General features: G+C 71.7%; 19 protein-coding genes. 1 reads left to right on the top strand and 18 read right to left on the bottom strand.

Going from position 1 to position 22399, the window contains the following annotated elements; all coding sequences use genetic code 11:
- Nucleotides 1–547 precede the first annotated feature (547 nt).
- The 16 genes from IF651_RS10685 to IF651_RS10610 form a co-directional block, all read right to left on the bottom strand.
- A complete protein-coding gene (locus IF651_RS10685; protein WP_191829093.1) occupies nucleotides 548–1552 on the bottom strand; it encodes a polyprenyl synthetase family protein in 1005 nt (334 codons plus the stop codon).
- Nucleotides 1553–1590: 38 nt separating this feature from the next.
- Nucleotides 1591–3378, bottom strand: a complete 1788-nt coding sequence (gene nuoN, locus IF651_RS10680) for an NADH-quinone oxidoreductase subunit NuoN (RefSeq protein WP_191829092.1) — start codon at nucleotides 3376–3378, stop codon at nucleotides 1591–1593.
- On the bottom strand, nucleotides 3375–5012 hold the full coding sequence (locus IF651_RS10675; protein WP_191829091.1) for an NADH-quinone oxidoreductase subunit M: 1638 nt from the start codon (nucleotides 5010–5012) through the stop codon (nucleotides 3375–3377). The genes nuoN and IF651_RS10675 overlap by 4 nt, the downstream gene beginning before the upstream one ends.
- Before the next feature lie 14 nt (nucleotides 5013–5026).
- The gene (nuoL, locus tag IF651_RS10670) at nucleotides 5027–7054 is read right to left on the bottom strand and encodes an NADH-quinone oxidoreductase subunit L (protein ID WP_191829090.1); all 2028 of its coding nucleotides are present in this window, start codon (nucleotides 7052–7054) and stop codon (nucleotides 5027–5029) included.
- Nucleotides 7055–7067: 13 nt separating this feature from the next.
- Nucleotides 7068–7367, bottom strand: coding sequence for an NADH-quinone oxidoreductase subunit NuoK (gene nuoK, locus IF651_RS10665; RefSeq protein ID WP_191829089.1), 300 nt, complete (start codon nucleotides 7365–7367; stop codon nucleotides 7068–7070).
- A gap of 1 nt (nucleotide 7368) precedes the next feature.
- Nucleotides 7369–8232 (bottom strand): NADH-quinone oxidoreductase subunit J, encoded by an 864-nt coding sequence (locus IF651_RS10660; RefSeq protein WP_191829088.1) that lies wholly within the window; start codon nucleotides 8230–8232, stop codon nucleotides 7369–7371.
- On the bottom strand, nucleotides 8229–8906 hold the full coding sequence (gene nuoI, locus IF651_RS10655) for an NADH-quinone oxidoreductase subunit NuoI (RefSeq protein ID WP_241744346.1): 678 nt from the start codon (nucleotides 8904–8906) through the stop codon (nucleotides 8229–8231). The genes IF651_RS10660 and nuoI overlap by 4 nt, the downstream gene beginning before the upstream one ends.
- Before the next feature lie 58 nt (nucleotides 8907–8964).
- A complete protein-coding gene (gene nuoH / locus IF651_RS10650; RefSeq protein ID WP_191829087.1) occupies nucleotides 8965–10386 on the bottom strand; it encodes an NADH-quinone oxidoreductase subunit NuoH in 1422 nt (473 codons plus the stop codon).
- Complete coding sequence (locus tag IF651_RS10645) at nucleotides 10383–13037, bottom strand: NADH-quinone oxidoreductase subunit G (protein ID WP_191829086.1); 2655 nt, start codon at nucleotides 13035–13037, stop codon at nucleotides 10383–10385. Before IF651_RS10645 ends, nuoH begins: the two co-directional genes overlap by 4 nt.
- Nucleotides 13037–14407 (bottom strand): NADH-quinone oxidoreductase subunit NuoF, encoded by a 1371-nt coding sequence (gene nuoF, locus IF651_RS10640; RefSeq protein WP_191829085.1) that lies wholly within the window; start codon nucleotides 14405–14407, stop codon nucleotides 13037–13039. Before nuoF ends, IF651_RS10645 begins: the two co-directional genes overlap by 1 nt.
- Nucleotides 14404–15324, bottom strand: coding sequence for an NADH-quinone oxidoreductase subunit NuoE (gene nuoE / locus IF651_RS10635; RefSeq protein ID WP_191829084.1), 921 nt, complete (start codon nucleotides 15322–15324; stop codon nucleotides 14404–14406). The genes nuoF and nuoE overlap by 4 nt, the downstream gene beginning before the upstream one ends.
- Complete coding sequence (locus IF651_RS10630) at nucleotides 15321–16703, bottom strand: NADH-quinone oxidoreductase subunit D (protein ID WP_191829083.1); 1383 nt, start codon at nucleotides 16701–16703, stop codon at nucleotides 15321–15323. Before IF651_RS10630 ends, nuoE begins: the two co-directional genes overlap by 4 nt.
- Entirely contained in the window at nucleotides 16700–17401 is a 702-nt protein-coding gene (locus IF651_RS10625) for an NADH-quinone oxidoreductase subunit C (protein WP_194720122.1), read from the bottom strand. Before IF651_RS10625 ends, IF651_RS10630 begins: the two co-directional genes overlap by 4 nt.
- Nucleotides 17402–17469: 68 nt before the next feature.
- The gene (locus tag IF651_RS10620; RefSeq protein ID WP_191829081.1) at nucleotides 17470–18021 is read right to left on the bottom strand and encodes a NuoB/complex I 20 kDa subunit family protein; all 552 of its coding nucleotides are present in this window, start codon (nucleotides 18019–18021) and stop codon (nucleotides 17470–17472) included.
- Between the two features lie 74 nt (nucleotides 18022–18095).
- Nucleotides 18096–18458 carry an NADH-quinone oxidoreductase subunit A gene (locus IF651_RS10615; protein ID WP_191829080.1) on the bottom strand — a complete coding sequence of 121 codons (363 nt, stop codon included), beginning with the start codon at nucleotides 18456–18458 and terminating at the stop codon, nucleotides 18096–18098.
- Nucleotides 18455–19798 (bottom strand): geranylgeranyl reductase family protein, encoded by a 1344-nt coding sequence (locus IF651_RS10610; RefSeq protein ID WP_191829112.1) that lies wholly within the window; start codon nucleotides 19796–19798, stop codon nucleotides 18455–18457. The genes IF651_RS10615 and IF651_RS10610 overlap by 4 nt, the downstream gene beginning before the upstream one ends.
- 219 nt (nucleotides 19799–20017) lie before the next feature.
- Between IF651_RS10610 and IF651_RS10605 the strand changes: the two genes are divergently transcribed.
- Nucleotides 20018–20569, top strand: coding sequence for an MOSC domain-containing protein (locus IF651_RS10605; protein WP_191829079.1), 552 nt, complete (start codon nucleotides 20018–20020; stop codon nucleotides 20567–20569).
- Between the two features lie 9 nt (nucleotides 20570–20578).
- Here the strand turns inward: IF651_RS10605 and IF651_RS10600 are convergent, their stop codons facing one another.
- On the bottom strand, nucleotides 20579–21457 hold the full coding sequence (locus IF651_RS10600; RefSeq protein WP_191829078.1) for a VldE C-terminal domain-containing protein: 879 nt from the start codon (nucleotides 21455–21457) through the stop codon (nucleotides 20579–20581).
- 198 nt (nucleotides 21458–21655) lie between these two features.
- Nucleotides 21656–22354, bottom strand: coding sequence for a demethylmenaquinone methyltransferase (locus IF651_RS10595; RefSeq protein ID WP_191829077.1), 699 nt, complete (start codon nucleotides 22352–22354; stop codon nucleotides 21656–21658).
- Nucleotides 22355–22399: the final 45 nt, after the last annotated feature.

Raw genomic sequence — 22399 nt, 5'->3', positions numbered from 1 at the left:
CCGGCCGACGTCTTCGTCACCCACACACCCGAGTCGTTCAGCTCGACGTCCGCCGTCGCCTCACCCTCGTAGAACACCGCGAACCCGACCAACGCCACCGCGAACGCGGTCACGGTGCCCACCGACGACACGGCACGGCGGTTCTCACGCAGGCGCGACCAGAAACCCACGGATCCTCCGGGTGGCAGTTCTCGGGTACCGACCGGCCACTGTTCTGCCGCCCCCTGTCGAGCGACGCACCGATCGCGCTCCCGAGGATAGCGGCCCGTCCGGTGTGAGGTTGACCCCATCTCATGGGGACAACTCCCCTGTCACCCCCGGCACACCGGAGGCGCGCAGCCCGGTCCGAAGCGGTCGCGGGCCCGCCTACGAGCGTCCCAGCAGGTCAGCGCGTACTGGTGCTACCTCGCCACGGCTCGATGTGCGACCGGGCCGGGGCAGCAGCGGCCACGTCGGGCGCGAGCTCGGACGGCGTGACGGTCCACGACCGGCGCCACCCTCGCACTGTTGCTGTACGCAACCGTCTCAGGTCGTCCACACGCTGTGCTCAGGCGGCGCGATCGGCCAGCGCCTGGGCGAACGACCGCAGTGCGTCGACGACCGGCCCGTCGGGCAAAGCGTCGAGCTCGGCCCCGGCCGCGACGGCCCACTCGACGGCCAGAGCTCGCGTCTCCGCCAGCACGGCGTGCGAGCGCAGGGCACGCACGGCGTCCGCGAGCGCCGCGTCGTCGGACAGGTCGGAGTCCAGCAGCGCGACCAGCGCGGCATCGGCAGCCGTCGCCGTGCCGCCTGCCAGTCGCGCACGCAGGAGCAGCACGGGCATCGTCGGGACGCGCTCGCGCAGGTCGGTCCCGGGTGTCTTGCCGGACTCGTCGCCCGAGGACGCCAGGTCCAGGACGTCGTCCGCGAGCTGGAAGGCGACCCCGAGCCGCTCCCCGTAGGCGGCGACCGCGTCGACCGTCGACGCGTCGCACCCGGCGAACATCGCGCCCAGCCGCGCCGACGTCGCGAGGAGCGAGGCCGTCTTGTCGGCGAGCACCTGCAGGTAGTGCGCGACCGGATCGATGCCGTCCGCCGGTCCCGTCGTCTCGTGCAGCTGGCCCAGGCACAGCCGCTCGAACGTGCGCGCCTGGATGAGCACGGCCTCGGGGCCGAGCGCGGCGACCGTCGAGGCGGCCCGTGCGAACAGCAGGTCCCCGACGAGGATCGCCACCGAGTTCCCGTACACCGAGTGCGCGGCGGGTGCCCCGCGCCGCACCTCCGCGGAGTCCATCACGTCGTCGTGGTACAGCGACGCGAGGTGCGTGAGCTCGACGACGACGGACGCCTCCAGCACGTCGGAGCGGTCGCCCTCACCCAGCTCGGCGGCGAGCAGGGTCAGGAGCGGACGCAGCCGTTTGCCCCCGGCGTCGACCAGGTGTCGCGACGCGGAGTCGGCGAGCGGGTCGGCGTGCGCGACGGCGTCGCGCAACCTGGCCTCGACGTTCGAGAGACGCTCGGTGAGCCTCGCCGCGAGCTGCGGGTCGGAGATCGGGATTGCGGTGGTCGTCACGGGCGTCGATCGTACGTGCGGCCCCGGCGGAACGGATGTCACGGGACGAACTTAACCGCCTCGGCCGCCAGTTCGAGAACCGGAGAGGGAAATACACCCAGGACGAGCACCAGAGCGGCACAGACCGCGATCGAGATCGCCGCCGGTCCACGGGACCGGACGACGGTGACGCCCACGCCCTCGGCGTCCTCCGCCGGTGCCGTGAAGTACATCAGCACGATGATCCGCACGTAGAAGAACACCGCCACCGCGGACGCCAGGACGCCGACCACGGCGAGGACCCACGTCGACCCCCCGCCCTGCGTGTCGGGTCCGGCGATCGCCGCGCCGAACGCGGAGAACTTCGCGATGAACCCGGCCGTGAGCGGGATCCCCGCCATCGAGAGGAGGAACAGCGAGAACGCTCCGGCGAGCCACGGGCTGCGGCGCCCGAGACCCGCCCACTGCGCGAGATGCGTCGCCTCGCCGAGGACGACCCCGGCGTCGGGCACCGCGGGCGACGGATCGTCGCCGACGGGGTCGCCGCCCGTCGGGGCCGACGGGGCGGATGCGCTCTCGCCGCCCGGGGCCACGACGCCCGCGGTCGCGTCGACCAGTGCGCGCTCGGGCGCGGGTGCCGTCTCACGGACGAGCGTGACGACCGCGAACGAGCCCACCGTCGCCAGCCCGTACACGAGCAGGTAGAACACGGTGGCGCGCAGCGAGGCCTGCGAGAACCCGATGATGCCGACGAGGATGAAGCCGGCGTGCGCGATCGACGAGTACGCGAGGAGACGCTTGACGTCGGTCTGCACGGCACCCACCGCGGTCCCGATCACCATCGTCAGGAGCGCGACGACCCACAGGGCGACGAACAGGTCTTCCTGCGCCGCCGGGTCGGACTGCGCCATCCCCAGGCTGATCACGTAGAGCACGCGCAGGAGCGCGCCGAACGCAGCAGCCTTGGTGCACGCCGCCATGAAACCGGTGATCGGGGTCGGCGCTCCCTGGTAGACGTCCGGCGTCCAGGCGTGGAACGGAGCGGCACCGACCTTGAACAGCAGACCCGCGAGGATGAGCAGGACGCCGGTCAGCACCAGGCCGGGCATGTCGGCGAACGGCGTCCCTCCCCCGGCGAGGACCTGGAACACCGCCGCGAGGTCGACCGTGCCGGCGTACCCGTACACGAGCGCCACGCCGAAGACGAACAGCGCGGAGGCGAACGCGCCGAGCAGGAAGTACTTGAAGGACGCCTCCTGCGACAGCAGGCGACGGCGCCGGGCCATCGCGGACAGGACGTACAGCGGCAGGGACAGGACCTCGAGCGCGACGAACATCACGAGGAGGTTGCCCGTGGCGGGGAAGATCATCATGCCGCCCACGGCGAACAGCACGAGGGGGTACACCTCGGTCTGCTCGATGCCCTTGCGCCGAGCGAGGTCCTCGTACGGCGAGCCGGGCACGGCCGCTGCGGTCGGGGCGAACGCGTCCTGACCCGTCGACGTGCGGTCCGCGATCACGAGGATCGCGAGGAACGCGAGCAGGACCACGACGCCCTGGACCGCGAGGCCGAACGGGTCGATCACCATCGACCCGCCGAGCACCCGGACCCCGTAGGTGCCGCCGGTGGCAGGGTCGCCCTGGACCGCGGGGTCGCGCCACAGCAGGACGATCGTCGCGAACGAGGCAGCGGTCGCCAGCAGGGCGAGCGTGACCTGCACGGTGCGCCGCGCCCGCGCCGGCACGAACGCCTCGACGAGGACGCCGACGACGCCGGTCCCGAGCACGACGAGGATCGGGACCAGGTAGATCCAGTCGATCGTGGGGGCCACGAAGGAGTCGGTCACGACTCGCTCCCTTCTGCGGTGACGGACGCGTCAGCGAACGGGTCCGTGGGAGGGGGGTCCTGGACGCCTGCGGGTGCGAGATCGGACAGCGTCACCTGGGCCGGCTCGCGCACGAGATCGAGCGCCGGGGCCGGGTAGAGGCCCAGCACGAGCAGCAGCGCGATCAACGGGGCTATGACCCACTTCTCGCGAGCGCCGAGGTCCGGGATCGAGTCGAGCTCGGCGGGCGTACCGCCGGTGAAGACGCGCTGGTACGTCAGCAGGACGTACAGCGCGGCGAGCACGACCCCGAGCACCGCCACCAGCGCGGCCCAGTGCGAGACCGCGAAGGTCCCGACGATGACCATGATCTCGCTGACGAACGTCGACAGGCCGGGCAGCGACAACGCCGAGAGCCCCGCGACGAGGAACGTGCCGGCGAGGACCGGGACGACCTTCTGCAGGCCCCCGTAGTCCGCGATCCGCTGCGAGCGCTCGGGATGGCGCGCGACGAGGAAGCCTGCGACGAGGAACAGCGCGCCGGTCGAGATCCCGTGGTTGACCATGTAGAGCGAGGAGCCCGCGATGCTCAACGACGAGAACGCGAAGATCCCGAGCACGATGAACCCGAAGTGCGACACCGAGGTGTACGCGATGAGCCGCATGAGGTCGCTCTGCCCGATCGCCATGAGCGCGCCGTACAGGATCGAGATCACGGCGAGCACGATCACCACGGGTGCGGCCCAGTCGCTCGCACGGGGGAACAACGGCAGGCACAGTGTGAGCATCCCGAACGTGCCGACCTTGTCGAGGACCGCGACGAGCAGGGTGGACGTGCCGGCACGAGCGTGCTGCGCGGCGTCGGGCAGCCACGTGTGCACCGGGAACAGCGGCGCCTTGATCGCGAACGCGACGAAGAACCCGAGGAAGAGCAGACGCTCGGTGGTCACCGGCATCGGGTTCTGGGCGAAGTACTCGACGAGGTTCGAGGTGAGGAATGCGTCCTCGGGCCGCAGGCCCGTCGTCGGGTCGAGCGGGACCTGCACGTACAGCGCGATGACTGCGGCGAGCATGATCAGCCCGCCGGCGAGCGAGAACATCAGGAACTTCACGGCGGCGTAGCGGCGCCGCGCACCGACCCCGAACCCACCGATGAGGAAGTAGACCGGGATGAGCATCGCCTCGAACAGCACGTAGAAGAAGAAGACGTCCCGGGCGACGAAGACCGCGACCATGAACGCCTCGAGCAGCAGCACGAGCGCGAGGTAGTGGCGCAGCCGGCGCACGTCCGACTCCTGCTCCTTCCACGCGGCGAGCACGACGAGCGGGACGAGCACGACGGCGAGCGCCACGAGCGCGAGCGCGACGCCGTCGGCCCCGACCGCATAGCTCACGCCGAGCTGCGGGATCCAGGCGTGCGTCTCGACGAGCTGGTGCGTGCCGGCGTCCGACGTGTCGAACGCCGTGAACGCGCACGCGAGCAGTGCGAGCTCGACGAGCGCCGCGCCGAGCGCGATGCCGCGCACCGCGCGCAGCGCACCGGAGGCGACACCGCGCGTGCGTGCGGTCGCCGTCAGCCACACCGCGGCCGCGCCCACGAGGGGCCAGGCCACGAGGAGCGTGAGCCAGGGGACTTCTTGGAAGGTCGAGTTCATCGGGCCGACGCCTTTCAGCTCGCGGAGCCGGTGGTCAGGGCGAGGACGACGGCGACGATCACGACGAGGCCACCGAGCATCGTCGCCCCGTAGGTACGGACGTAGCCGTTCTGCCAGCCGCGCAGCCACTCGCCGACGCGGCCCACGCCGCCCGCCAGACCGAGCCAGCCGCCGTCGACCATCTCCTTGTCGGCGTAGACGAGGGACCGCGTCAGGTACTGACCCGGCCGCATGACGAGCGTCTCGTTGACGTCGTCCTGGTACAGGTCGCGGCGCGCGGCGCGCGTGAGGACGGAGCCGTGCGGGGCGCGGATCGGCACGAGCGTCACCACGTACTGGCGCCATGCGAGGAAGATGCCGAGCGCGACCAGCGCGAGGGTGAGCGCGATGAGCAGCGCCACGGGGAGCACGGGCTCCTCGTGCTCGGCGTGACCGGTGACGGGCTCGAGCCACGTGACGAACCGACCCCCGGCGTTGAGGACGAACCCGAGCCCCACGGAGCCGACCGCGAGGAGGATCATCGGCCAGGTCATCAGGGCGGGCGACTCGTGCGGGTGACGCACCGGGCCGTCCTGGGCCCCTCGGCCCGCGACGTCGCCCTTCCCGTCGTTCCAGCGCCGACGGCCCAGGAACGTCATGAAGAACAGCCGCGACATGTAGAACGCGGTGATCCCGGCGCCGATCAGCGCGACCCCACCGAACACCCAGGCACGCCAGGGCTCGCCGTCGACCGGGACGAACGCCGCCTCGATGATCTTGTCCTTGCTGTAGAAGCCCGAGAACGGGGGGATGCCGAGGATCGCGAGCCAGCCGAGCCCGAACGTGATCGCCGTGACCTTCATGAACCGGGTGAGCCCGCCGAACCGGCGCATGTCGACCTGGTCGTCCATGCCGTGCATGACGGACCCGGCGCCGAGGAACATCCCGGCCTTGAAGAAGCCGTGCGTGACGAGGTGGAAGATCGCGAACGCGTACCCGATGGGACCGAGTCCGGCGGCGAGGATCATGTACCCGATCTGCGACATCGTCGAGGCGGCGAGCGCCTTCTTGATGTCGTCCTTCGCGCAGCCGACGATCGCCCCGAAGATCAGCGTCACCGCCCCCACGATCACGACCACGAGCTGCGCCGTGGGAGCGCCCTCGAAGACCGGCGCCGACCGGACGACGAGGTAGACCCCGGCCGTGACCATCGTGGCGGCGTGGATGAGGGCGGAGACCGGCGTCGGGCCGGCCATCGCGTCCCCGAGCCACGCCTGGAGCGGGAACTGCGCGGACTTGCCGCACGCGGCGACCAGCAGCGCGAGACCCGTCGCGGTGAGCAGCGCGGTCGACGCCCCGGGGACCTCGGCGAACACGGTCGAGAAGTCCACCGCGCCGAACGTCGCGAACATGAGCATGAGCGCGACGATGAGCCCGATGTCCCCGATGCGGTTCATGACGAACGCCTTCTTCGCCGCGACCGCGTACGCCCGGTTGTGGTTCCAGAACCCGATCAGCAGGTACGACGCCAGCCCGACGCCCTCCCAGCCCACGAACAGCAGCAGGTAGGAGTCGGCGAGGACGAGCACCAGCATCGCCGCGACGAACAGGTTGAGGTAGGCGAAGAAGCGCCGCCGGTCGCGGTCGTGCTCCATGTAGGCGACCGCGTAGACGTGGATGAGCGTGCCGACGAACGTCACCAGCAGGACGAAGGTCATCGACAGCGGATCGATCCGCATCCCGAGCGCGACGTCGAGGCTGCCCGCCGAGATCCAGTCGACCATGCTGTAGTCCACGACACGGTCGTCAGCAGGCAGCCCGGCCATCGACAGGAAGACCCACAGGCCCACGAGGAACGCGCCACCGGACATGAGCACGCCGAACCAGGCACCCCAGCGGTCGCTGCGGCGTCCGGCCAGGAGCAGGATCGCGGCCCCGAGCATCGGCAGCAGCACGAGGAACGGCGCGGCGAGGAACGGTCCGGGGACCACGTCCGTCGCGACCGCGGCGCCCTCCGCGGGCAGCAGCACCGCCGCCGCGGAGGGGGACAGGAGCATCGACATCGGCGGGGACCCCTCAGCTCTTCATCAGGTTGACGTCGTCGACCGAGGCCGACCGACGCGTACGGAAGATGGACACGATGATCGCCAGCCCCACGACCACCTCGGCGGCCGCGACGACCATGACGAAGAACGCCAGCACCTGCCCGGTCAGGTCGCCGTGGATGCGCGCGAACGTCACGAGCGCCAGGTTGGTCGCGTTGAGCATGAGCTCGACGCCCATGAACACGATGATCGCGTTGCGGCGCAGCAGCACCGTCGTCGCGCCGATCGTGAAGAGGATCGTGGCGAGCACCACGTAGTTCGTGAGCTCCATGTCAGCCCTCCTCGGTGGACGTCTGCGGCGGCGTCTGCGGTGCCGCGACCACGCGGTGCTCGTCGGCGTCGTCGGCGCGCGGGACGAGGACCCCGCGGCGCCGCTCGTGCTCGTCGAGCACCTCGCGCCCGGGCTCGAGGACGGACTCCGCGGTGCGCTCCTGGCCGCGGATGCGCAGGATGCGCGACACGGACTCCTCGATCGGCCTGCCCTGCGGGTCGAGCGCGGGCGTGTCCATCGCGTTGTTCTGCGCGTACACGCCGGGCGCGGCGAGCGGGGTGAGCCGGCCGCCGTCGGGCAGGGCCGCGACCTTCGCGTCGGCGATCTCCCGCTGACCGCGCTTCGGGGTGAGACGACGCCGGTGGGTCAGCACGAGCGCCGACACGGCAGCCGTGATGAGCAGGACGCCGACGACCTCCATGGCGAACACGTAGTCCCCGAAGAGGATCCGGGCGAGGCCCACCGGGTTGGTCTCGGCGTTCGCGGCGGCGAGTCCGGTCGCGGGCGGGAACGTCGCCTGCGTGACGACCCCGACGAGGACGACGCCGAGCCCCAGGCCCAGCAGGACACCGATCCAGCGCTGCCCCCGGATGGTCTCGACGAGCGAGTCGGACGAGTCGACGCCGACGAGCATGAGGACGAACAGGAACAGCATCATCACGGCGCCGGTGTAGACGACCACCTGGACGACGCCGAGGAACGGCGCCTCCTGCGCGATGTAGAGGACCGCGAGGGAGACCATGACGAACATGACGGCGATCGCCGCGTGCACGGCCTTGCGCGCGAACAGCAGCGACAGCGCCGCGACGACCATGAGGGGGGCGAGGCACCAGAACAGGACGGCCTCGCCCGTGCTCGCGGTCACCGGGCCGCCTTCCCGCTGCGGTTGCCGCGTGCGACGTGCTCGGCGCGCCGCACCCCGGGCGCCGGCCCGGTCGGCTCGGGCGGCAGCGTCTCGTCGTCGGGCCGGTGCTCGCGCACCCACGCCACCTGCTCGTCCGCCGGTCCGGTGACCTCACCGCGGTAGTACTCCGTGTCCGTCGTCCCCGGGACCATGGGGTGCGGTGCGGCGAGCATGCCCTGCTGCAGCGGCGCGAGCAAATCCTCCTTCTCCCAGATCAGGCCCTCGCGGGTCGGGCCCGCGAGCTCGTACTCGTTGGTCATCGTCAGGGCACGCGTGGGGCAGGCCTCGATGCACAGCCCGCAGAAGATGCAGCGCAGGTAGTTGATCTGGTAGACGCGGCCGTACCTCTCGCCGGGCGACATGTGCTCGCCCTCGGGCAGGTCGGCGTTGTCGGCGCCCTCGACGTAGATCGCGTCGGCCGGGCACGCCCAGGCGCACAGCTCGCAGCCGATGCACTTCTCGAGCCCGTCCGCGTACCGGTTGAGCTGGTGGCGGCCGTGGTAGCGCGGCTTGGTCGGCACCTTCTGCCGCGGGTACTGCTCGGTGACCGTCGGCCGGAACATCGAGGAGAACGTCACCCCGAAGCCGGCGACGGGCGCGAGCGCCTCACGCAGGCCGGAGTGCTGCGGTCGCAGGGGCTCGTACCGATCCTTGCTGTCGGGCTGCTCAGGCAGATCAGGCAGATCAGGCAGATCAGGCACGGTCGACCTCCTTGTCGTGCGGGTTCTCGGGATGCTCACCGGGCGGGGTGGACGCCCCGGGCGGGCGCGCGTCGTCGGGCACCAGGGCCCGACGACGCGAGGACGGCGGGAGGGACTGGCCCGGCAGCGGCGGGACGGGGAACCCGCCCGCGAACGCGTCGAACGGCTCCTTCGCCGCCGGCCCGGCCGTGCCGCCAGGGCGGCCCGGCGGATCGGGTCTCTTCTCGGGCCAGAACCACACGACGGCCAGCACGACGACGGCGGCGACCGCGCCGGCGATCAGCACCGTCCGGGTGTCCACCTCGCCGAACTGGCGGACGCCCTGGACGACCGACAGCACGACGACCCAGCCGAGCGCAGCGGGGATCAGGATCTTCCACCCCAGGTGCATGAACTGGTCGTAGCGCATGCGCAGCAGCGTGCCGCGCACCCACACGAACACGAACATGAAGGCCCACATCTTCGCGAGGAACCAGAGGATCGGCCACCAGCCCTCGTTGAACATCCCGTCGTTGATCGCGGACAGCGGCCACGGCGCGCGCCACCCGCCCATGAAGAGCGTCGTCGCGATCGCGGAGACGTTGAGCATGTTGATGTACTCCGCGAGGAAGAACCACGCGAACTTCATCGACGAGTACTCGGTCATGTACCCGGAGACGAGCTCGCCCTCGGCCTCGGGGAGGTCGAACGGGAGCCGGTTGGTCTCACCGATCATCGAGATGACGTAGATGATGAACGCCGGCAGGAGCGGGAGGAACCACCACAGCGCGGTCTGCGAGTCCACGATCTCGGAGGTCGACATCGACCCGGCCATGATGAACACCGAGACGAGCGACAGACCCATCGCGAGCTCGTAGCTGATCACCTGAGCGGTGGAGCGCACGGAACCGAGCAGCGGGTACGTCGAGCCCGAGGACCAGCCGCCGAGCACGATCCCGTACACGCCGAGCGACGCGCACGCGAGGATGTACAGCACCGCGACCGGGAAGTCGGTGAGCTGCGCGGGCGTGACGTAGTCCGTCCACGGGATGCGGACCTCGGGGCCGAACGGGATGACGGCGAACACCAGCAGCGAGCAGAACACCGAGATCATCGGGGCGAGCAGGTAGACGAACTTGTCCGCCGCCTTGACGGTGATGTCCTCCTTGAGCAGGAGCTTCATCGCGTCCGCGAGCGACTGCAGCAGCCCGAAGGGTCCGTGCCAGTTGGGCCCGGGCCGCACCTGCATGCGGCCGACGACCTTGCGCTCGAACCAGATCGCGAGCAGCACGCTGGTGAGCAGGAACACGATGATGAGCACGGCCTTGACGAGGTAGGTCCAGCCGTTGTCCTGGGAGAAGTTCGCGGCGATCCCCGGCACTCCCGGTGTCTCGGCACCGATCTGTGCGGCGACCAGCACGGGCACGGTGCTCATGCGTCCTCCCCTCCCACGGTGCGGGCATCGGCGGCGGCGTCTGCCGCCGCGAGCCGGACGACGTCGCCCGGCCGGGCGCCGAGCGTCGCGTGGACCTGCGACCCGGCGGACCGCTGCGGCAGCCACACGACGTGGTCGACCATGTCCGTCACGACCACCGGCAGGACGACGTCCCCGCGGTCGGTGGAGATCCGCACGGACTCGCCGTCGAACACGTCCACGGCGGCGGCGGTCGTCGCCGACATCCGTGCGACCGGTCGCTTCGCGGTCCCGGCGAGGTAGCGCTCGCCGTCCTGGCCGCGTGCGTCGTCGAGCAGCAGGCGCCAGCTCGCGAGCACGGCCGTGCCGGGCTCCACGGCCGGCAGGTCCGTGGACACAGCTTCCGGTGGCGCGACGCGCGCTCCCTCCCACGACCCGAGCCGGCCGAGCTCGGCCGCGACGGCTTCGGGCGTGGCGGTGCCGAGCGGTACGCCGGCGGCGTCGGCGAGCGCGTCGAGCACGCGGTGGTCCGCCATCGCCGTCGAGTCGAGCGCGGCACGGAAGGGCCGCACGCGACCCTCCCAGTTCCAGAACGTGCCGGCCTTCTCCACGGGGGGAGCGACCGGCAGCACGACGTCGGCGAGCCCGGTCACCGCCGAGCGCCGTACCTCGAGGCTCACGACGACGTCCGCGGCCTCGAGCGCACGCCGGGCGTGCACGGGGTCGGGCAGGTCGTCGAGCTCGAGGCCGCCCGCGACCAGACCGCGCAGGTGCCCGACGGACAACGCGTCGAGGATCTCGTCCGTGTCCCGGCCCGGGGCGGCGGGCAGACCGTCGTCGTCGAGCCCCCACACGGCCGCGACGTCGGCCCGTGCAGCCACGTCGGCCACGGGACGACCACCGGGGAGCAGACCGGGCAGCGTGCCGACCTCGACCCCGCCGCGCTCCCCCGCCCGGCGCGGGACCCAGGCGAGCCGGGCGCCCGTCGCGTCCACGGCCCGCAGGACCGCGCTGTACGCACCGGGGACGGCGGCGAGGCGCTCACCCACCAGGACGACCGCACCCGGCTCGCGCAGCGCGTCGGACGCGGCCGCGAGCGGGTCGTCGCCCGTGCTCGCCTCGGCCAGCGTGCGGATCCGGTCGCCCGAGGCGATGCCGTCGAGCCACTCCGCCTCGGTCCCCGGCGCGGCGGGCAGCAGCGTGCCCTGCGCGCGCTCGAGACCGCGCGACGCGAACGGGGCGACGGAGAAGACCCGCAGCCCGTGCTGGAGCGCGCCCTTGCGCAGCCGCAGGAACGTGACGCCCGCCTCCTCCTCGGCCTCCAGGCCGACGAGCAGGACGGCGGGTGCGTGCTCGAGCTCGGTGAACGTCACGCCGACGCCGCTCCCGGCGACCGCGTGCGCGAGGAAGTCGGCCTCCTCGGCGCTGTGCGCGCGGGCCCGGTGGTCGACGTCGTTGGTGCGCAGGACGACGCGCGCGAACTTGGCGTAGGCGTACGCGTCCTCCACGGTCAGCCGACCGCCCGGCAGGACGCCCACACCGCCCGCGTCCCGGGCACGTGCGAGCGCGTCCCCGGCGATCTCGAGCGCCTCGGCCCAGGACGCGGACCGCAGCTCGCCGCGAGTGACGGTGCCGTCGGCGGAGACCTCACGGTCGCGCACGAGCGGGTGGGTGAGCCGGTCCGGCGCCGACTGCCAGGAGAACGCGAAGCGGTCCTTGTCGGTGATCCACTCCTCGTTGACCACCGGGTCGTCCCCGGCGAGGCGGCGCAGCACGACGCCGCGGCGGTGGTCCACGCGGATCGCGCTGCCGCACGCGTCGTGCTCGGCCACGGACGGTGTCGAGACGAGGTCGAACGGGCGAGAGCGGAACCGGTACGCGGAGCCGGTGAGCGCGCCCACCGGACAGATCTGCACCGTGTTGCCCGAGAAGTACGAGGCGAACGGCTGCCCGGACTCGTCCTCGAGCGCGAGCCCGACCGGTCGGTCCCCCGGCTCCTGCCCGGCGGGGGGCGCGAAGTCCAGCACCGCCTCGTCGAAGCGGCCGATCTGCTGGGCTGCCCCGCGCTTCTGCAGGTCGATGAACACGTCGCCGGCGATCTCCCGGGAGAACCGTGTGCACCGCTGGCACAGGATGCAGCGCTCGCGGTCCAGCAGGATCGCGGTGGACACCGAGATCGGCTTGGGGAACGTGCGCTTGACGTCGACGAACCGGCTCGTCGCCCGACCGTTGCTCATCGCCTGGTTCTGCAGCGGGCACTCGCCGCCCTTGTCGCAGACGGGGCAGTCGAGCGGGTGGTTGACGAGCAGCAGCTCCATGATGCCGTGCTGCGCCTTGTCGGCGACGTGGCTCGTGCGCTGCGTCTTGACGACCATGCCCGGCGTCGCCTCGAGCGTGCAGGAGGCCTGCGGCTTGGGCATCGGGCGCACGTTGCCCTCGCGGTCCGGCGCCGAGACCTCGACGAGGCACTGGCGGCACGCACCGGCCGGAGCGAGCAGCGGGTGGTCGCAGAACCGGGGGATCTGGATGCCGATCTGCTCCGCCGCGCGGATCACGAGGGTGCCCTTGGGGACCGCGACCTCGATGTCGTCGATCGTGAAGGTCACCTGGTCGGCCGGAGCGGGAGGCACGGCGGCGTCGCCGGAGGCCTTCTTCACGGGGGTCGTCGTCATCAGTGCACTCCTGCCGTCAGGACACGCGAGCTCGGGCGGGACGTGTAGTCGAACAGCGCGGCCGCGGCCGGGTCGAACGGGCACCCACCGCCGGTGATGTGCGCCTCGTACTCGGCGCGGAAGAGCTCGATGCTGCTCGTCACGGGCGAGGTCGCACCGTCGCCCAGCGCGCAGAACGCACGGCCGAGGATGTTGTCGCACGTGTCGAGCAGCAGGTCGAGGTCCGCCTCGGTGCCCTGCCCGCCCTCGATGCGGGCCAGGACCTGCTTCATCCAGTACGTGCCCTCGCGGCACGGCGTGCACTTGCCGCACGACTCGTGCGCGTAGAAGTCGGTCCAGCGACTCACCGCCCGCACCACGCACGTCGTCTCGTCGAAGATCTGCAGGGCGCGCGTGCCCAGCATCGACCCCGCCTTCGCCACGGACTCGTAGTCGAGCGGGGTGTCCAGGTGGGCGTCGGTGAAGATCGGCGTGGACGACCCGCCGGGCGTCCAGAACTTCAGCGCCTTGCCGCCGCGCATCCCGCCCGCCAGGTCGAGCAGCTCGCGCAGGGTCGTACCGAGGGGTGCCTCGTACTGGCCCGGGCGGGTCACGTGCCCGGACAGCGAGAACAGTCCGTACCCTGCGGATCGCTCGGTCCCCATCGACGTGAACCAGTCCGCGCCGCGGGCGACGATCGACGGGACGCTCGCGATCGACTCCACGTTGTTGACCACCGTCGGCCGGGCGTACAGGCCCGCGACCGCCGGGAACGGGGGCTTGAGGCGCGGCTGCCCGCGCAACCCCTCGAGCGAGTCGAGCAGCGCCGTCTCCTCGCCGCAGATGTAGGCGCCCGCACCGGCGTGGACCGTGACCTCGAGGTCGAAGCCCGACCCCTGCACGTCCTTGCCGAGGAGCCCCGCGGCGTACGCCTCCTCGACGGCCCGCAGCAGGCGCCGGTACACGTGCAGCACCTCGCCGCGCACGTAGATGAACGCGTGGTGGCACCCGATCGCGTACGACGTGATCGCCACGCCCTCGATCAGCGCCTGCGGGCTCGCCATCATGAGCGGGATGTCCTTGCACGTCCCCGGTTCCGACTCGTCGGCGTTGACGACGAGGTAGCGCGGACCGCCGTCGGGCGGGGGCAGGAAGCCCCACTTCATCCCCGTCGGGAAGCCCGCTCCCCCACGTCCGCGCAGGCCAGACGCCTTGACGGTCGCGACCACGTCCGCGGGCTCCTGCGCCAGCGCGGCGCGCAGGCCCGCGTACCCGCCGTGGTCCCGGTACGCCTGCAGCGTCCACGACCGGTCCGCGTCCCACGTGTCCGACAGGACCGGGGTCAACGGGTCGTGCGACGGCCGGCCTGCCGCCACGCTCTGCTCGCTCATGCGTCCGTTCCCTTCGACGCGTCCGGCTTCGCCTCCGGCGTGCCGGGCTTCCCGCCCGGGTCGACGTCGGCGTCGGTGGTGGGTTCGCGCTCCGCGCTCGACTGCTCCTCGCCCGCCTCCGGCTCGCCCTGAGCATCGGCAGGTCCCGTCGTCCCGGTGCTCGGGCCGCCGTCCGGGGCCTGCGCCCCCTCCGCCGTGTCCGTCGGGCCGCCCGGGGCGGTCCAGCCGTTCTCGCGGGCGAGGCGCAGGCCCGCGAGAGTGGGCTCGCCCGCGCCGACGCCCTCGTCGGCGCGGCCGTCCGTGAAGCCGGCCAGGACCCGGCTCATCTGCTTGAAGGAGCACACGCTCGCGGCACCGCGGGTCGGGGCGACCTGCTCGCCCGCGCGGAGGCGGTCGACGACGTCGGTCGCGCTGCCGGGGGTCTGGTTGTCGAAGAATTCCCAGTTGACCATCATGACCGGCGCGTAGTCGCACGCCGCGTTGCACTCGACCCGTTCGAGCGTGACGGCACCGTCGTCGGTCGTCTCATCGTGCCCGACGCCGAGGTGCTCGCTCAGCTCGTCGAAGATCTCGTCGCCGCCCATGATCGCGCACAGCGTGTTGGTGCACACGCCCACGGTGTACGTCCCGTTGGGGTGGCGCTTGTACTGCGTGTAGAACGTCGCCACCGCCGAGACCTCGGCGGCCGTCAGGTCGAGCTGTTCCGCGCAGAACCGGATCCCGTCGCGCGAGACGTAGCCGTCCTCGGACTGCACGAGGTGCAGCATCGGCAGCAGCGCCGAGCGCGGCTGCGGGTAGCGCGCGACGATCAGCGCGGCGTCGGCCGCCAGCCGTGCCACCTTCTCGGCGTCGTACCCGGACCGCGAGCGTGGACGACCGGGCCCGCCGGACGCGTCCGTGGTTGTCTCCGTGGTCATCGGTCCACCCCTCCCAGCACGGGATCGAGGGACGCGACCGCGACGACGACGTCGGCCACCTGGCCGCCCTCGCACATCGCGGCCACGGCCTGCAGGTTGTTGAACGACGGGTCGCGGAAGTGCGCGCGGTAGGGACGCGTGCCGCCGTCGGACACGAGGTGCACCCCCATCTCGCCGCGCGGGTGCTCGATCGTCTGCCACGCCTGGCCGACCGGGACCCGGAACCCCTCCGTGACGAGCTTGAAGTGGTGGATCAGGGCCTCCATGGAGGTGCCCATGATCTCCTTGATGTGGTCGAGCGAGTTGCCCTGGCCGTCGCTGCCGACCGCGAGCTGTGCCGGCCACGCGATCTTCCTGTCGCCCACCATGACGGGCTGGCCGGCGCTGGCCTCGAGCCGCTCGAGGCACTGCTCGACGATCTTCAGCGACTGGTAGCACTCCTCGAGCCGGAGCACGACGCGGTCGTAGCAGTCGGCGCCGTCGGCGGTCGGGACGTCGAAGTCGTACGTCTCGTACCCGCAGTACGGATCGGACTTGCGCACGTCGTACGGCAGGCCGGTCGAGCGGAGCACGGGGCCCGTGACGCCGAGCGCCATGCACCCGGCCAGGCTCAGGTGCCCCACGCCGACCAGACGACCCTTGAAGATCGGGTTCGCGAGCATGAGGTCGCCGAGCTGGCTGAGGTACGAACGAACCGTGGGGAGCGTGCTGCGCACCTGCTCGACGAGGTCCGGCGGGACGTCCGTGGAGACGCCCCCGGGCCGCACGTACGCGTTGTTCATGCGCAGGCCTGTGACGGCCTCGAAGATCCGCAGGATCTCCTCACGGGCCGTGAACCCGATCGTCATGACCGTCGTGGCACCCATCTCGTTGCCGCCCGTCCCCAGGCAGACGAGGTGGGACGCGACCCGGTTGAGCTCCATCATCAGGACGCGGATCACGCTCGCGCGCTCCGGCACGTCCGCGGTGATGCCGAGCAGCTTCTCGACCGCGAGGCAGTACGCCGTCTCCTGGAAGATCGGCGCGAGGTAGTCCATGCGCGTGCAGAACGTGACGCCCTGCGTCCACGTCCGGTACTCCATGTTCTTCTCGATGCCGGTGTGCAGGTAGCCGATGCCGCAGCGGGCCTCGGTCACCGTCTCCCCGTCGATCTCGAGCATGAGGCGCAGCACGCCGTGGGTGGACGGGTGCTGCGGGCCCATGTTGACGACGATGCGCTCCTCGCCGAGCGCGGCCGCGGCCACGGCGGACTCGGTGATGTCCGCCCAGTCCCCGCCCGACGCCTCGAAGCTCGGGACGCCCGCGTCGAAGTCTCCGACGGGCGGCCGGGTCGACCGGGGTGCGGTGCGCGGTGTCTCCTGCTCTGCTGACGTGCTCACGAGTACGACCTCCTCGTGTCCGGCGGGGGCACGGTCGCGCCCTTGTACTCGACAGGGATCCCGCCGAGCGGGTAGTCCTTGCGCTGCGGGTGACCGGGCCAGTCGTCCGGCATCTCGATGCGGGCGAGGGCCGGATGACCGTCGAACACGATGCCGAAGAAGTCCCACGTCTCGCGCTCGTGCCAGTCGTTCGTCGGGTAGACGGACGTGGTCGACGGGACGTGGGGGTCGGCGTCGGGCACGGCGACCTCGAGCCGCAGCGAGCGCCCGTGCGTGATCGACGTGAGGTGGTAGACGGCGTGCAGCTCGCGCCCGACGTCGTGCGGGTAGTGGACGCCGCTGACGCCGAGGCTGAGCTCGAACCGCAGGTCCTGGTCGTCGCGCAGCGCCTGGCTGACCTGCACGAGGTGGTCGCGGTGCACGTGCAGCGTCAGCTCGGCGTGCTCCCCGGGCGGGTCGACGACGACGCGCTCGATCGCGTCGTCGAAGCGCGTGCCCGCCTCGGCGAGGACCTCGGCGAGGACGTCGACCACCTCGTCGAACCACGAGCCGTAGGGCCGTGCGCTCGCGCCCGGCATCGCGACGGGCTGGACGAGCCCGCCGTAGCCGGACGTGTCGCCGGAGCCGTGGGTGCCGAACATGCCGGTGCGGACCTCGACGACCTCGAGCGTGTGCGGCGCGTGCGCACCCGAGACCAGGTCGGCCGACCGCGGTCCGCTGACCTCCTCGGGCTGCGGGGCGGGCGTGGTGCCGTCGTTCGCCGGGCTCACCGCAGCATGCCCTTCATCTGGAAGGTCGGCGTGGCCTCCAGCGCCTTGGCCTCCGCGGCCTTCGCCGCCTCCTTGCGGTTGACGCCGAGAGGCTCGTCGCCGATCTGCTCGTGCAGCGCCAGGATCGCGTTGATCAGCATCTCGGGGCGGGGCGGGCAGCCGGGCAGGTAGATGTCGACCGGCACGATGTGGTCGACGCCCTGGACGATCGCGTAGTTGTTGAACATGCCGCCGCTCGAGGCGCACACGCCCATCGACAGCACCCACTTGGGCTCGCTCATCTGGTCGTAGACCTGGCGGACCACGGGCGCCATCTTCTGGCTCACCCGGCCCGCGACGATCATGAGGTCCGCCTGGCGCGGCGAGGCGCGGAAGACCTCCATGCCGAATCGCGAGAGGTCGAAGCGCGAGGCACCCGCCGCCATCATCTCGATGGCGCAGCACGCGAGCCCGAAGGTCACGGGCCACAGCGATGCCTTGCGGAAGTAGCCGGCCAGGTCCTCGATGCTCGTGAGCAAGAAGCCCGAGGGAGCTTCCTCGATCCCCATGATGTCCTCCTAGTCCCTCGCGCGGGTTCGCCGCGGACAGGTGTGCTGGCAGGTGCGCCGACGTGCGGCGGGAGTCAGTCCCACTCGAGCCCTCCGCGGCGCCACTCGTACACGAACGGCACGGTGATCAGCACCAGGAAGCCGAGCATCGCGACGAGACCGAACAGGGCGAGCGTCGCGAAGTCGACGGCCCACGGGTAGAGGAAGACGACCTCGATGTCGAACACGATGAACGTCATGGCGACCAGGTAGTACTTGATCGGGAACCGTCCGCCGCCCACGGCGTGCGGCGTGGGCTCGATGCCGCACTCGTAGGCGTCGAGCTTGGCCCGGTTGTAGCGCTTGGGCCCGATGACGGCGCTCGCACCCACGCCGCCGAGCGCGAGCACGGCGGCGATGCCCATCAGGAAGAGGAGCGGGAGGTAGGGATTGGTCATGACGACGGCACCACCCTTGTCAGCCCGGCGATGACCCGGTCGACCCAGTCACCGCCCCGGGGCTCGTAGCAGTCGGACAGGAGCTTGAGCACGAACCGCATCACGACCGGCCGGGGCAGGCCGTACCGTGTGCAGATCCGCATGATCTCGGGGTGCTCGATGAGCCGCACGAAGTAGCGTCCGAGCGTGTAGTAGCCGCCCAGCTCGCGGTGCATGACCCTGGGGTAGGTCTGCAGCGCTCGCTCGCGGCCGCCGTCGGTCGCCCGGGCACGCGACTGCGCGACGACGTCCGCCGCGGTGCGCGCCGCCTGCATCGCGTAGGCGATGCCCTCGCCGTTGAACGGGCTGACCATCCCGCCCGAGTCGCCCACGAGGAGGACGCCGCGCGTGTACAGCGGCGTGCGGTTGAAGCCCATCGGCAGCGCGGCGCCGCGCACCGGGCCGAGCTGGTTCTCCTCGGAGAACTCCCACTCCGGGGGGGCATTGCGCATCCAGGTGGCGAACAGGTCCTTGTAGTCGACGTTCGCCGCGGACTGCCGCGCGGGTGTCGAGTTCACGGAGCCGAGTCCGACGTTCGCGGTGCCGTCGCCGAGCGCGAAGATCCAGCCGTACCCGGGGAGGAGGTTGGACTCACGGGGCGTGCCGTCCCACAGCTCGAGGTGGGACTCCATCCAGGCATCCATGTATCGAGGCGTGGCGCGGGGAGTCTTGAAGTACGTCCGCACCGCCACGCCCATCGGCCGGTCCTCGCGCTTGGCGAGGCCGAGCGCGAGCGCGAAGCGCGAGCTCACCCCGTCGGCAGCGATCACGACGGGCGCGCGGTACGAGACGTCGTCCCCCGCGCGACGGCCCTTGTCGTCCACCGGCCGGGCCGTGACGCCGACGACGCGGCCCGTGCGCTCGTCGAGCACGGGCCCCGTGACCGCGGTGCGCTCGAGCAGCTTCGCGCCGGTGCGCTGCGCGTGCTCGGCGAGCGTGCGGTCGAACGAGTGACGTGCGCGGGCCATCCCATAGCTCGGGTAGGACGCGAGGTCGGGCCAGGCGAGCTCCCACGAGCGGCCGCTCGCGACGACGCGCAGGCCCTCGTTGCGGATCCAGCCGTCCTCGGCGCGGGTCGGCACGCCCATGCGGACGAGCTCGGCGACCGCGCGCGGGGTGAGGCCGTCGCCGCAGATCTTGTCGCGCGGGAACGCCGACTTCTCCAGGAGCAGGACGCTCAGACCGGCTGCGGCGCAGTAGTGCGCTGCCGTCGACCCGGCAGGGCCCGCGCCCACGACGATGACGTCGGCGTCATCGTGGCTGCCGCGCACGTCCTCACCTCGCCGTCCGTCGTCGAACATCTCGAAGCCTGGTGTACACACCGTCTCCCCGGCGGAGACACGACGCATCCACACCCCTTGTGAAGTCGGTCACAATGAGGCACTGGTCACTCTAGTCACACGCGGCGAGCGATGGGTAGCAAGGCGACCCTTTCCTTGCCGGTTCGTCCCGTTCGCCCCCCTCCGCAACCTCCCTGGGAAGCCCTTGTCCCCGGCGGAGCTGCCTGCCAGGATCGGGCCATGACGACATCCCGTCCGCGCGTGGTCTCGCTGGCGTCCGACGACGCTCACCGCTTCAGCAAGCACGTCGCGCAGGAGGTACGGGTCGTCGAGGGCTCGGGCGTCGTCGGCGACGCGCACGCAGGCGCCACCGTCCAGCACCGCAGCCGGGTGCGGGCCGACCCGACACAGCCGAACCTGCGGCAGGTGCACCTCATCCACGCCGAGCTGCTCGACGAGCTCGCCGGATCCGGCTTCGACGTCGCCCCCGGCGACCTCGGGGAGAACATCACGACACGCGACGTCGACCTGCTCGGGCTGCCGCGGGGGACAAGGCTGGCGATCGGGCCCGAGGTCGTCCTCGAGGTCACGGGGCTGCGCAACCCGTGCCAGCAGATCAACGACTTCTGGCCGGGCCTGCTCAAGCAGGTCCTGACGCCCGACGGCGCGGGCGGAGTCGTCCGCAGGGCAGGCATCATGTCGGTGGTGCGGCAGGGCGGGACGATCAGCGCGGGCGACACGATCGAGGTGACGCGTCCGGAGACCGAGCACCGTCCCCTCGCCCCCGTCTGACGCGAGTCGTCACGACGTGCTGACGTGCACGTGGTCGTAGTGGTTCGCGGTCGTGCTGCCGCGGTCCTCCATCGGGATCCAGCTGCTCGTCGCGTCGCCGGCCATCCATCTCTGCTGCTGGTAGATGACGTAGGTGATCCCCAGCGACCCGGCGTTCGCCTGCAGGTACCGGGCGATCTCCCACCCGGTCTCCCCCGTGATCATGATGTCGACGGCCCGGCCGGTGCCGTGGTCGCCGCTGTCGCCCGGGCGGATCCCGCCGTACGAGGTGACCTGCGGGAAGGACGCGCACACCGACCGGTACGTCGCGGTCGCGTTGCTCTGCAGGCTCGACTCGATCTCGGGGTTCACCGAGCACGGCGCGAGCGAGGTTCCGGCCGCGCTCGCCGCCTGCTCCCCCGCCTCCGGCTCCGGCTCCGGCTCGGAGTCGGACAGGAAGTCCGCGCTGATCCAGGCGGCCGCGCCCTCCCAGACCACTTGGTTCCACCCGTCCTCGACGGCACCCGTCACGTCGACGGCGGTCGCGAACGACGCGGTGGTGACCTTCTCGGCGTCGGCCGACGGCGCGGTCCTGACGTTGACGGCATCGGTGGTCCACATCTGCCCGGTGACGTCGGGCAGCGGCTCCGGCTCCGGCTCCGCGTCCGGGGCGGGAACGATCTCAGGGAGCGGCTCCGCGGCCGCCTCGTCCGTCGGCGAGGGCACGGCGTCCTTCGTGGGCACCGGGCCTGCGCTCAGCGGCGCCCGCTCGTCGGAACGGCTCGCAGCGGTGGCGTCACGCTCCGGCGTCGGGCCTGCGGTCGGTCCGACCGGCGCCTCGCTCCCGTCGGCCTGCTGGGGGCCCGAGCCGAGAACTCCCGCGCCGAGCAGCGTGACCAGCGCGAGCACCGGGAGACGCGAGGACCGCGCACGGGCCCGCGACGACCGAGCACGGGCCGCTGGGGCTGCGTGATGGCGGCCACGGGACATGGTCTGCTCCGGAGGGTCGGTGAAGGGGACCGGGCCAGTGTAACCAAACCGTGACCTACGGCGTCCAATCCCGAGCTGGACCTGCGGCGTCCGGACCCGACCTCCGCCGACGTCGGCCTACGTCGCGGGGCGGGTCCCGCGGTGCAGCGCGACGATGCCGGCGGACAGGTTGCGGTAGGCGACCCTCTCCCACCCCGCGCGCAGCAGCAGCCGGCCCAGGCCCTCCTGGTCCGGCCACGCCGCGATGGACTCGGCGAGGTACTCGTACGACCCGCCCTCGCGCGTCACGGCGGCAGCCACGCGCGGCAGCGCCCGCACGAGGTACTCCTGGTACAGCGTGCGGAACGGACCCCACGTCGGGGTCGAGAACTCGCAGATCACCACGCGCCCGCCCGGCCGCACGACACGCAGCATCTCGCGCAGCGCCGCCTCGGTGTCGACGACGTTGCGCAGCCCGAACGAGATCGTCACGGCGTCGAACGTCGCGTCGGCGAACGGCAGGCGCGTCGCGTCGCCGGCGACGAACGGGAGGTCCGGTCGGCGCTCCTTGCCGACCTGGAGCATCCCGATCGAGAAGTCGCACGGGACGACGCGCACGCCGTCGTCGGCGAAGGGCTCGCTCGACGTCCCCGTGCCCGCGGCGAGGTCGAGCACCTTCTCGCCGGGCATCGCGCCGAGGGCACGGACCGTCGCGCGGCGCCAGGCCCGGTCCTGGCCGAGCGAGAGGATGTCGTTGGTCAGGTCGTACCGGCCGGCGATCCCGTCGAACATCGACGCGACCTCGGAGGGCTTCTTGTCCAGGCTGGCGCGGGGCATGGGCTCATGTTTCCACGCCGTGCGCGACGTCGCGTGCAGCAGTCA

The sequence above is a fragment of the Cellulosimicrobium arenosum genome, assembly GCF_014837295.1.
In the GTDB taxonomy this organism is placed as follows: domain Bacteria; phylum Actinomycetota; class Actinomycetes; order Actinomycetales; family Cellulomonadaceae; genus Cellulosimicrobium; species Cellulosimicrobium arenosum.
The sequence above is the reverse complement of the archived record's forward strand: the minus strand, read 5'-3'. Positions and strand labels throughout refer to the sequence as shown.

Bases quoted from the DNA above. Each gene is read 5' to 3' on its own strand.
- nuoF (WP_191829085.1), bottom strand. From the start codon at position 14,407: ATGAGCGAGCAGAGCGTGGCGGCAGGCCGGCCGTCGCACGACCCGTTG.
- IF651_RS10610 (WP_191829112.1), bottom strand. From the start codon at position 19,798: ATGTTCGACGACGGACGGCGAGGTGAGGACGTGCGCGGCAGCCACGAT.
- IF651_RS10645 (WP_191829086.1), bottom strand. From the start codon at position 13,037: ATGACGACGACCCCCGTGAAGAAGGCCTCCGGCGACGCCGCCGTGCCT.
- nuoL (WP_191829090.1), bottom strand. From the start codon at position 7,054: ATGTCGATGCTCCTGTCCCCCTCCGCGGCGGCGGTGCTGCTGCCCGCG.
- IF651_RS10595 (WP_191829077.1), bottom strand. From the start codon at position 22,354: ATGCCCCGCGCCAGCCTGGACAAGAAGCCCTCCGAGGTCGCGTCGATG.
- nuoK (WP_191829089.1), bottom strand. From the start codon at position 7,367: ATGGAGCTCACGAACTACGTGGTGCTCGCCACGATCCTCTTCACGATC.
- IF651_RS10620 (WP_191829081.1), bottom strand. From the start codon at position 18,021: ATGGGGATCGAGGAAGCTCCCTCGGGCTTCTTGCTCACGAGCATCGAG.
- nuoE (WP_191829084.1), bottom strand. From the start codon at position 15,324: ATGACCACGGAGACAACCACGGACGCGTCCGGCGGGCCCGGTCGTCCA.
- IF651_RS10605 (WP_191829079.1), top strand. From the start codon at position 20,018: ATGACGACATCCCGTCCGCGCGTGGTCTCGCTGGCGTCCGACGACGCT.
- nuoH (WP_191829087.1), bottom strand. From the start codon at position 10,386: ATGAGCACCGTGCCCGTGCTGGTCGCCGCACAGATCGGTGCCGAGACA.
- IF651_RS10675 (WP_191829091.1), bottom strand. From the start codon at position 5,012: ATGAACTCGACCTTCCAAGAAGTCCCCTGGCTCACGCTCCTCGTGGCC.
- IF651_RS10615 (WP_191829080.1), bottom strand. From the start codon at position 18,458: ATGACCAATCCCTACCTCCCGCTCCTCTTCCTGATGGGCATCGCCGCC.